Raw genomic sequence first — 10,892 nt, 5'->3', positions numbered from 1 at the left:
CACCGGCTGCGCCGGCAGCGGCCACCGCGGCCTGGGCGGCATCGGCCACGTCCTGCGCGGCGGCGGCGCCGGCCACCGAGGCATCGGCCGCGGCTTCCACCGCGTCGGCCGCGGCCTGGGCCTGCGCTGTGGCCGCGGCCAGCGCGGCGGTGCGCGCGGCCTCGTCGGCAAAGCTGGGGCGGAACAGCCGCACCACCACCGCCTGGCCGCCGCCATTGAGGAAGAAGTCGCGCACCGCGAAGCCCATCGTGCTGTCGTTCCACAGCCGGCCGAAGCGGCGTTCGTAGTCGCCCTGGCTGTTGATCACCACCGGCGTGTTGGTCGGCCCGCGCCGCGCGCGCCCGACGAAGGCGGTGACCGAGGTGGCCACGCCCGACACGGTGCGCACGCCGCTGGGCACCTCCTCGATGTAGACACCCGGATAGGTCAGGGCGACGGGCATGGTTCACTCCTTCGAGCGCCAGGGGGAAGAGGCGTCAGGCGGAGCGACCTTAGTCCGGCGATGGGTGGGCGCGTATCCCTAGCAGTTGCGGGTGTTAGGGATGGCAGATCGGGGTGTGGGGAGCCCTGCGGGCGGGGTGCCGCGGCTGCTCCAGGACCGCCAGGCGCCGAGGGCGCGGCCTCGGCCAAGGCCCAAGCCCAAGCCTGAATTACCGCGGTTTGCACGCCCTGTTGCCTGCATCGCCCGCCGCCCCGCTCGGCACACTCGCCAGCGTCATGCCGCCCGGACAGGGCTGCGCATGCTGCCGTCCACTTCCGGGCCCCTGGCCGTATCCGATGTCCGCTTCCACCGCCGCTGCCGCCCTGCATCCGCCGCCTGCCGCCACGCAGCCGGCCGTACCGGCGGCACCTGCCGTGCTGGCGGCCTGCCAGGCGGCACTGCTGGGGCAGCCCGCGCTGGCGCCGGCGGCGCGGGCGCTGGCCCGCACGCTGGCCGACGGGCTGGGCCTGGACCGGGTGGGGGTGGGCATCGTGCAGCGCTCGCTGGTGCGGGTGGTGGCGGTGTCCGATGGCGATGCGCCGCCGCCCTCCTCGCGCCGCGAAGGCGCGACCGAAGCCGCGATGGCCGAGGCCCTGGACCAGCAGGCGCTGGTGATCGAACCCGAACCCGCCGGCGCTGGCGGCACGCCGCGCATCACCCTGGCCCACCGGCGGCTGGCCGAGCGGCCGGGCGACCTGGCGGCCACCTTGCCGCTCTTCGTGCAAGGCCGGCCGGTGGCCGCGCTGTGCCTGCTGCGCCGCGCCGGCGTGGCCGGTCCGGCCCGCCTGTCGGCCGATGAACTGGCCCTGCTGCAGCAGGTGGGTGCGCTGGCCGGCCCGGTGCTGCAGCTGCTGCAGCTCAACGAGCGTGCCTTTCCCACCCGCTTGCTGGATGGCCTGCGGGCCTGGCTGCAACCGGCCGACCGCGGACGCGCCGCGCTGCGCGGCACGGCCGCGGTGGCCGCGGTGGCGCTGGCCGTGCTGTCGCTGGTGCCGATGCCGGCCCGCGTCGGTGGCGCGGCCCGGGTGGAAGGCGCGGTGCAGCGGGTGCTGGTCGCGCCCACCGACGGTTTTCTCGAGAACGCCCATGCCCGGGCCGGCGACGAGGTGCGCGCCGGCCAGGTGCTGGCCGAGCTGGCGCAGCAGGACCTGCAGCTGGACCGCCAGCGCTGGGCCAGCCAGCTGGCGCAGCACCAGAACAGCCTGGCCGCCGCCAACGCACGGCGCGACCGCGCGCAGCTGGTCATCCAGCAGCAGCGCGCCGCCGAGGCCGAGGCCCAGCTGGCGCTGGCCGAGATGAAGCTGGAGCGCGCCCAGATCACCGCGCCGTTCGACGGCATGGTGATCCGCGGCGACCTCACCCAGCAGCTGGGCGCACCGGTGCAGCAGGGCACCGAGCTGCTGACCATCGCCCCGCGCGAACGCTTCCGCGTGATGGTGCAGGTGGACGAGCGCGACATCGCCGCGGTGCAGCCCGGCCAGACGGGCACGCTGGCGCTGTCCGCGCTGCCGTGGGACACCACCGCGCTGAAGGTGCTGCGCATCACGCCCATGGCCACGGCGGTGGAGGGCGCCAACGTCTTCGAGGTGGAGGCCGCGCTGATCGACCCGCCCGCCGCGCTGCGCCCCGGCCTGCAGGGCCAGGCCCGCATCGGCGTGGGCCTTCAGCCGCCGCTGTGGTCCGCCGCCCGCCGTGCCGTGCAGGCCGCGCGCCTGGCCGCCTGGCGGTGGCTGGGATGAGCGCCGCCACCTCGCCGCCGGCCGCCCCTGCGGCCCTGGCCGCGCCCACCGCGCCGCTGCTGTCCGCCCGCTGGTACCGATTCGCGGCGGTGCGCCCGTCGCTGGCCAGCCAGGTGCGGGCCCAGCGCATCGTCTACCGCGGCACGCCCTGGTGGGTGCTGGAGCATGGCGACAGCCTGCGCAGCTTCCGCCTGAACCGCGCCGCGCATGCCTTCGTCGGCCGCTTCAACGGCCAGCGCACGCTGCAGTCGCTGTGGGAGATGCTGCTGGCCGAGCAGGCCGACGACGTGCCCACGCAGGACGAACTGCTGCAGCTGCTGATGCAGCTGCAGGCCGCCGGCCTGGTGAGCCTGGACCGCCGCATCAGCTTCGGCGGCCTGGCCGATGGTGCGGCCGATGGCGCGGCCGACACCGCGCCCGAACTGCCGGCCGCCCGCCGCAACTCGCTGCTGTCCATGCGCATTCCGCTGGGCCGGCCCGAGCCCTTGCTGGACCGGCTGCTGCCTCGCCTGCGCTGGCTGTTCACGCCCGGCTTCCTGCTGCTGTGGCTGCTGGCCGTGGGCTGGGCCGCGCTGGCCGCGGTGCTGGAAGCCGGCCCGCTGGCCGCGCACTGGCAGCTGTGGTCGGGCACGCCGCGCATGCTGGCGCTGCTGTGGGTGGCCTACCCCAGCGTCAAGGCGCTGCACGAGCTGGGCCATGCGCTGGTGCTGCGCCACCTGGGCCTGCGCGTGCCCGAGTGGGGCGTGACGGTGATGCTCTTCACCCCGGTGCCCTACGTGGATGCCTCGGCCGCCGCGCTGCTGCCCTCGGCCCGCCAGCGCGCGCTGGTGGGGGCCGCCGGCATCATGGTGGAGCTGCTGCTGGCCGCCGCCGGCCTGGCCCTGGCGCTGCATGTGCAGCCCGGCCTGGTGCGCGACCTGGGCCTGGCGGTGTTCTTCATCGGCGCGGTGAGCACGCTGCTGGTCAACGGCAATCCGCTGATGCGCTTCGACGGCTACCACATGCTGGCCGATGCGCTGCAGCTGCCCAACCTGGCGCCGCGCAGCGTGCGCTGGTGGCTGGACCGCCTGCAGGCCCGGCTGCTGCAGGCACCGCCGCTGCAGCCGCTGCAGCCCGCCGCCGGCGAGGCGCCGTGGCTGTGGCTGCATGCGCCGCTGGCGCTGGCCTGGCGCTGGTCCGTCAGCACGGCGCTGGTGCTGTGGGCGGCGCAGCTGTCCTTCCCCGTGGCCCTGGCGCTGGGGCTGCTGTTCGGCTGGATGCTGGCCGGCCGTCCGCTGCTGGGCCTGTGGCGCTGGCTGCAGGGCCCCTCGCTGGCCGATGCGCAGCGCGCGGCGGCCCGGCTGCGGCTGGGCCTGCTGGGCGGCCTGCTGCTGGCCGCGCTGGCGGTGCCGCTGCCCGATGCCACCGTGGTGCGCGGCGTGGTGTGGCTGCCCGACGATGCGATGGTGCGCGCCGGGGCCGACGGCTTCATCGAGCAGGTGGCGGTGCGCGACGGCCAGGCGGTGGCCGCCGGCACGCTGCTGTTCACGCTGGCCTCGCCCACGCTGGCCACCGAGCGCCAGGCCCTGGCCGCCCGCATCGAGGCGCTGGACGTGGAGTATTTCGAGGCCCTGGCCACCGACACGCCGCGTGCCGTCAACCTGGGCCATGAGCTGGACGCCGCGCGCGCCGAGCTGGCCCGCGCCGACCAGCGCCTGGCCGGCCTGGCGGTGCGCGCCGCCGTGAGCGGCACGGTGGCCATCGCCCACGCAGACGACCTGCCCGGCCGGCATGTGAAGCAGGGCGCGCTGCTGGCGCACCTGCTGCCGCAGGGCAAGCCCGCGCTGCAGGTGCGCGCGGCCATCGGCCAGGACGACGCGGCCCGACTGGGCGCCCGCCCCACCGACGTGAGCCTGCGCCTGGCCGACGCCCCCGATGCGCCGTCGCTGCCCGCGCGCTGGCTGCATGGCAGCGCCGCCGCGGTGGACAAGCTGCCCAGTGCCGCGCTGGCGCAGCGCAGCGGCGGGCCCATCGCCACCGATCCGCAGGACCGCGAGGCCCTGAAGCCGGCGGCCGCCGTGGTGCTGGCCGACCTGCAGGCGCTGCAGCCGGCGGCCGCGGCCGGCGCGCACATCGGCGCCCGTGCCTGGGTGCGCTTCGGCCATGGCCATGCGCCGCTGGCCTGGCAGGCCGCCTGGCGGCTGCAGCAGCTGTTCCTGCGCCACTTCGACACCACGCGATGACCCGCGGCATGCGCCTGCGCGGCGCACCGCCGCTGCCCGTGCCGGGCCTGGTGCACGGGTCTTATCCCCTGGCCGGCCTGCGGCCGGGCAACGTGCCGGCGCCCTTGCAGTGGATGGCCGCGCCGCTGCGGCGGCTGCAGGCCGCCTGGCCGCTGCACGGCGCGCCGGCCCGGCGGCTGCTGCAGGCGGTGGAGGCGGCGCAGGCCGGCTGGCAGGCCCAGGGCCTGCACGGGCACCTGCTGCGCCCGCTGCAGGCCCGCCTGGCACGCGAGGGCTGGCATCCCGACCTGCGGGCCAGCGCGCTGGGCTGCGCCGCCGCCGCGGCGCGGCAGGCCATGGGCCTGCAGCCCTTCGGCACCCAGCTGCTGGCCGCCCATGCACTGCTGGACGACCGCCTGGTGCAGCTGCCCACCGGCGAGGGCAAGACCCTGGCCGCTGCCCTGGCCGCGGCGGTGGCGGCGCTGGCCGGCGTGCCGGTGCATGTGATGACCGCCAACGACTACCTGGCCGCACGGGACGCCCGGCGGCTGGCGCCGATGTTCGAGGCCCTGGGCCTGCGCGTGGCCTGCGTGGTGGCCGGCCTGCCGCCCGAGCAGCGCCGCGACGCCTATGCCGCCGACATCACCTACTGCACCGCGCGCGAAGCGGCCTTCGATGCCCTGCGCGACACCCGGCGCGGCGAGGCACCGCCGCTGCTGCGCGGCCAGTGCATGGCGCTGCTGGACGAGGCCGACAGCCTGCTGGTGGACGACGCCACCATGCCGCTGGTGCTGAGCGCGCCGCAGCATGATCCGCAGCAGCGCGCCGCCTGCTTCCAGGCGCTGGCACTGGCGCGCCAGCTGCAGCCCGGCCTGCACTGGCAGCTCGATGCGCAGCCCGCCGTGGCCTGCACGCCGCTGGGCGAAGCCGAGCTGGAGCGCCTGTGCAGCGGGCTGGCCGGCGCCTGGCTCAACCGCCGCCACCGGCTCGACCTGGTGGCCAGCGCGCTGCAGGCGCTGCACCTGCTGCAGCCGGGGCGGGACTACCTGGTGCGCGAGGGCCGCGTGCAATTGCTGGACGCGGTCACCGGCCGCGTGGCCGACGGCCGCAGCTGGTCGCGCGGGCTGCACACGCTGGTGGAACTCAAGGAGGGCCTGGCGCCCAGCCCCGCGCAGCACACCGTGGCGCAGACGAGCTTCCAGCGCTTCTTCGGCCGCTACCTGCGGCTGGCCGGCCTCAGCGGCACGCTGGCCGAATGCCGGGCCGAGCTGCAGCAGGTGTACGGCCGCCAGGTGGTGGTGCTGGCGCCGCGCCGGGCAACGCGGCGCCTGCAGCTGCCCAGCCGGCTGTATCCCGATGCGGCCAGCCGCCAGGCCGCCATCGTGCGGCGGGTGGCGGCGCTGCATGCGCAGGGCCGGCCGGTGCTGGTGGGCACCGACGGGCTGGATGCCTCGCAGGCGCTCAGTGCCGCGCTGGCCGCCGCCGGCCTGCCGCACCGGCGGCTGGATGCCCGGCACGATGCCGACGAGGCCGCGGTGGTGGCCGCGGCGGGCCAGCGCGGCGCCATCACCGTGGCCACCCGCATGGCCGGGCGCGGCACCGACATCCTGCTGGGCGAGGGCGTGGCCGAACTCGGCGGCCTGCACGTCATCGACGCGCAGGACAACCCTAGCGCCCGGCTCGACCGCCAGCTGGCCGGCCGCTGCGCCCGCCAGGGCGACCCGGGCAGCGCCGAAGCCTGGCGCCGCGCCGATGCCGAGGCCTGGCGGGCGGGCTGGCTTACACATTGGCGCTCAGGCTGGCGCCCGGGCGGCCGAAATGTCCAAGCTGAAGGGTCGGAAGCCCGAATGCCGCCGGCGTGCATCGACGCCTGGACGGCATGGCGGCAACGGACCCACGAACAACATGCCGCCACGCGGCGCCAGCGGCTGCTGGAAGAGGAACGTTCATGGGACATGCAGTTGAAACACCCTGGAGCGAGGCGATGAACCGCCGCCGCCTCGGCAGCGCCCTCGTGCTGGCCGCTGCCTGCGCCGTCGGCGCCGCACCGGCCGGGGCCCAGGCCCCGGCGCCGGCCGCCGCCGCCTCCGCGCCCTCTGCGCTGCCTGCGGCCAAGCCGGCCGCCGGCAGCAGCGCCCGTGCCGCGCGCAGCGGCATCAGCTGCCTGATGGGGCCCGAGCGCGTGGCCGACATCGGCACCCAGGTGGTCGGCGTGGTGTCCTTCATCAAGGTGGACAGCGGCGACGAGGTGCGGGCCGGCCAGCCGCTGGTGGGCCTGCGGGCCGAGGTGGAACAGGCCGGCGTGCTGGCCGCCGAGGTGCGCGCCCGCATCGACGCCGACGAGCGCGCCGCCGAGGCCAACCTGTCGCTGGCGCGCCAGCGGCTGGAGCGCTCGGTGCAGCTGGAAAAGCAGGGCTTCGTCTCCCACCAGGCCAGCGAGCAGGCGCGTGCGGAAGAAGCCGTGGCCGCGCAGAAGCTTGAGCAGGCGCGCGGCCAGAAGCTGGTGTCCCAGCGCGAGCTGGGCGTGGTGCGGGCGCAGCTGGCGCAGCGCACGCTGCACAGCCCGTTCGACGGCATCGTGGTGGAGCGCTTCGTCAACACCGGCGAGCGGGTGGAGGACAAGCCCCTGCTGCGCGTGGCCATGCTGGACCCGCTGCGGGTGGAGCTGGTGCTGCCCGCCAGCCGCTACGGCAGCCTGCGCGAGGGCGACAGCCTGGCGGTGCAGCCCGAGCTGCCCGGCGTGGCCGCGGTGCAGGCCCGCGTCACCCGCATCGACAAGATGATCGACGGCGCCAGCAACACCTTCCGCGCCCGCCTGAGCCTGCCCAATCCCGGCCACCGGTTGCCCGCCGGCGCCCGCTGCCGGGTGGAGATGCCTGGCGCCGCGGCCGCCGCGGCGGCCGCGCCCGCCCCGGCCCCGGCACCGCAGCAGCGCCCGGCCTGACGATGCGGGCCGCCGCCTCGCGTCCGGTGTTCGAGGAACTCGAACCCCGCATCCTCTATGCCGCCGACCTGGCGCCGCTGGCACTGGCCGGCGGTGGTGCGCCCGGCCAGCCGCAGCACTGGCAGGCCACGCTGCAGGCCGACCTGGCGCTGCAGCCGGTGGCGCCGCAGGCCGCGGCGCGCAGCGAGATCGTCTTCGTCGACCTCTCGGTGCCCGATGCCCAAGGCCTGCTGGCCGACCTGCAGGCCCAGCGCGAGGCCGGCCGTGCGCTGGAGGTGGTGCACATCGGCGCCCAGGACGACGGCGTGGCCGTGATCGGCCAGGCCCTGGCCGGCCGCAGCGACCTGCAGGCGGTGCACATCCTGTCGCACGGCAGCGCCGGTGCGCTGCAGCTGGGCGCGGCCACGCTGGATGCGCAGGCGCTGCTGCAGCGCGCCGGCGAGCTGGCGGGCTGGAGCCAGGCGCTCGCGCCCGGCGCCGACCTGCTGCTGTACGGCTGCGACTTCGCCGCCACCGACGCCGGCCGCGCCATGGTGCAGGGCCTGGCCGCGCTCACCGGCGCCGACGTGGCGGCCAGCACCAATGCCACCGGCAGCGCCACCGCGGGCGCCGACTGGCGGCTGGAATACCGCAGCGGCGCCATCGACACCGGCGTGGCCGCCAGCCTGGCCGCGCAGGCCCGCTGGCAGGGCACGCTGGCTACCTACACCGTCACCAGCACCGCCGATGCGCCTTCGGCGAATGCGCCGGCGGGCACGCTGCGCTGGGCCATCCAGCAAGCCAACGACAACCCGGGCGGCGACACCATCGTGTTCGCCATCGACGGCGTGTTCGCCATGGCCGCCGGTGCCAAGGGCGATGACTCCGCTTCCAACGGCGACCTGGACATCGCGGGCAACCTGACGCTGGTGGGCCGCGGCGTGCACAACACCGTGATCGAGGGCAACGGCGAGGATCGTGTCTTCGACGTGCGCTCCGGCACCGTGGTGATGCAGGACCTGACGGTGCGCGGCGGCGGCGGCAACGGCGACGGCGTGGGCCTGCGGGTGCGCCCGGCGGGCGACCTCACGCTGCAGCGCGTGGTGGTCAGCGACCATGCAGGCAAGGCCAACGGCGCCGGCATCTACAACGAAGGCGACCTCACCCTGCGCAACACCGAGCTGCGCGACAACACCGCCAGCGGCCACAAGGGCGGCGGCCTCTACAACCGCGGCACCGCCACCCTGGTGGCCAGCACCGTGGCGGGCAACGGTGCAACCGATGGCGGCGGCATCTACACCACCGGCGAACTCACCGCCACCAGCAGCACCTTCAGCGACAACAGCGCCAGCGGCAAGGGCGGCGCCCTCTACGCCACCGGCAACGTGCTGCTGGACCATGTGACCATCGCCTTCAACAGCGCCGGCGGCGCCGACCGCGGCGGCGGCGTGTACTTCGGCGGCGATGACGACGACGACGGCGTGCGCGTGGGCAACTCCATCGTCGTGCAGAACACCGGCGGCGACCTGCGCGGCGGCTTCAGCTCGCGTGGCTTCAACATGTTCAGCGACAGCCGGGCCGGCGGCATGTACCTGTCCGACCGCGCCAGCACCACGCCGGCCCAGGCCGGCCTGGCGCCGCTGGGCGACAACGGCGGCGGCACCCGCACCCATGCGCTGCTGTCCACCAGCCTGGCGCGCGACGCCGCCAGCACCGGCTCCACCGTGGCCACCGACCAGCGCGGCCTGGCCCGCGCCGGCCGCGCCGACATCGGCGCCTACGAATTCATCCCCTCCAACAGCGCGCCCACCATCGCGCCGGTGGCGGACAAGTCCACGCCCGAGGACGTGCCGCTGGCCTTCGCCTTCACCATCGGCGACGCCGAGACGGCGGCCGCGCTGCTCACCGTCACCGCCTCGTCCAGCAATGCGGCGCTGGTGCGCGCTTCCGACCTGGTGCTGGGCGGCAGCGGCGCCAACCGCACGCTGACCATCCGGCCGCAGGCCAACGCCAGCGGCACCGCCACCATCACGCTGGCGGTGTCTGACGGCAGCGGCAGCACGCTCACCACCTTCCTGCTCACGGTGGGGCCGGTGAACGACGCGCCGGTGGCGGTGGGCGACGTGGCCACCACCCCGGCCGGGCAGACGGTGCGGGTGGACGTGCTGGCCAACGACCGCGACGTGGAAGGCCATGCGCTCACGCTGGTGGCCGCCAGCGTGAACTCGGCGCACGGCGTCGCGTCGGTGGTGGGCAACCAGGTGGAGTTCACGCCGAATGGCGGCGTCACCGGCCTGGTGGAGGTGCGCTACACCCTGCGCGATGCGCTGGGGGCCGATGCGGCGGACGTGGGCATCCTGCAGGTGTCGGTGGGCGCCAATGCGCCGCCCGCCAGCACCGCGCCCGCCACCGTGGCGCTGCCGGAGGACGGCCAGGCGGTCATCACCCGCGACCACCTGAACTACGCCGATGCCGATGGCCATGCGCTGGCCGGCCTGCGCATCGACGCGCTGCCCGGCGCCGGCCGCCTGACGCTGGCCGGCGCCGAGGTGCGCGTGGGCATGCTGGTGTCGGCGGCGCAGCTGGACGCGGGAGAGCTGGTCTACGCCGCCGAAGCCGACGCCCACGGCACCGGCTACGCCAGCCTGCGCTTCAGCGTGCAGGACGCGCTGGGCGCCTACGCCACCACGCCCGGCGAGATCCGCTTCGACGTGCTGGCGCAGAACGACGCGCCGGTGCTGGGCAGCCACGGCAGTGGCGCCGCGGGGCTGGACTTCTTCGAGAACGCGGCGCCGCTGCCGGTGTTCGGCACGCTGGGGCTGCAGGACGTGGACAGCACCACCCTGGCCTCGGCCCAGGTGCGCATCGGCGACGGCTACCGCGCCGGCGAGGACGAGCTGCTGCTGGCCGCGGGCAGCGCCGACATCGGCAACATCACCGCCCGCTTCGATGCCGCCACCGGCAGCCTGCAGCTGGAGTCGGCCGGCGGTACCGCCACGCTGGCGCAGTGGCAGGCCGCGCTGCGGGCGGTGGCCTACCGCAACGGCAGCGACACGCCCGACACCGGCACGCGCTCCATCAGCCTGCAGGTGAACGACGGCGGCGCCAGCGATGCGCAGAGCAACGTGCTGCGCACCCTGCTCACGCCGCAGGCCGTCAACGACGCGCCGGTGGTGGCCACCGTGCCGCTGGGCCCGCTGATGGCCGGCGGCACGCGGCTGATCACCGCCGCCGAGCTGCTGGCCGCGGCCAGCGATGCCGACCATGACCTGCTGAGCGCCGGCCAGCTGGTGCTGTCCAGCGGCTCGGGCACGCTGGTGCACCTGGGCGGCGGGCAGTGGCAGTTCACCGCCGATGCCGGCGCCCACGGCGCCTTGCGCTTCAGCTTCGAGGTGAGCGACGGGCAGGCCAGCGTGAGCGGCATGGCCGAGCTGACGGTGACCGCCGCGCCGCCGCCCCCGCCTCCGCCGCCGCCGCCCGCACCGCCACCGGCGCCCGTGCCGCCGCCTGCGCCGGTGCCGCCTCCGCCTGCCCCGGCGCCGGAGCCT

At 75.9% G+C, this 10,892-nt stretch carries 5 protein-coding genes and 1 pseudogene; 5 read left to right on the top strand and 1 reads right to left on the bottom strand.

The window, feature by feature from the left end:
• Positions 1-442 (bottom strand): annotated as a pseudogene (locus tag VO99_RS27145) (hypothetical protein); the annotation flags it as partial.
• Positions 443-777: 335 nt separating this feature from the next.
• Here VO99_RS27145 and VO99_RS27140 point away from each other — a divergent pair.
• From VO99_RS27140 to VO99_RS27120, 5 genes are all read left to right on the top strand, one after another.
• Entirely contained in the window at positions 778-2,220 is a 1,443-nt protein-coding gene (locus VO99_RS27140) for an HlyD family efflux transporter periplasmic adaptor subunit (RefSeq protein ID WP_046116098.1), read from the top strand.
• Positions 2,217-4,442: a biotin/lipoyl-binding protein gene (locus VO99_RS27135; RefSeq protein WP_157039835.1), complete on the top strand. Its 2,226-nt coding sequence runs from the start codon at positions 2,217-2,219 to the stop codon at positions 4,440-4,442. The genes VO99_RS27140 and VO99_RS27135 overlap by 4 nt, the downstream gene beginning before the upstream one ends.
• Positions 4,439-6,409, top strand: coding sequence for a preprotein translocase subunit SecA (locus VO99_RS27130; RefSeq protein ID WP_052736676.1), 1,971 nt, complete (start codon positions 4,439-4,441; stop codon positions 6,407-6,409). The genes VO99_RS27135 and VO99_RS27130 overlap by 4 nt, the downstream gene beginning before the upstream one ends.
• On the top strand, positions 6,406-7,365 hold the full coding sequence (locus tag VO99_RS27125; RefSeq protein ID WP_052736675.1) for an efflux RND transporter periplasmic adaptor subunit: 960 nt from the start codon (positions 6,406-6,408) through the stop codon (positions 7,363-7,365). Before VO99_RS27130 ends, VO99_RS27125 begins: the two co-directional genes overlap by 4 nt.
• A 2-nt stretch (positions 7,366-7,367) precedes the next feature.
• On the top strand, positions 7,368-10,892 hold a 3,525-nt coding region (locus tag VO99_RS27120), incomplete at its 3' end, for a DUF4347 domain-containing protein (RefSeq protein ID WP_046116096.1).

This window comes from Aquincola tertiaricarbonis (genome assembly GCF_000969605.1).
GTDB classification, from domain to species: Bacteria; Pseudomonadota; Gammaproteobacteria; order Burkholderiales; family Burkholderiaceae_C; genus Aquincola; species Aquincola tertiaricarbonis.
Note: the sequence above shows the minus strand (reverse complement) of the source record. Positions and strands in the feature narration are given on the sequence as shown.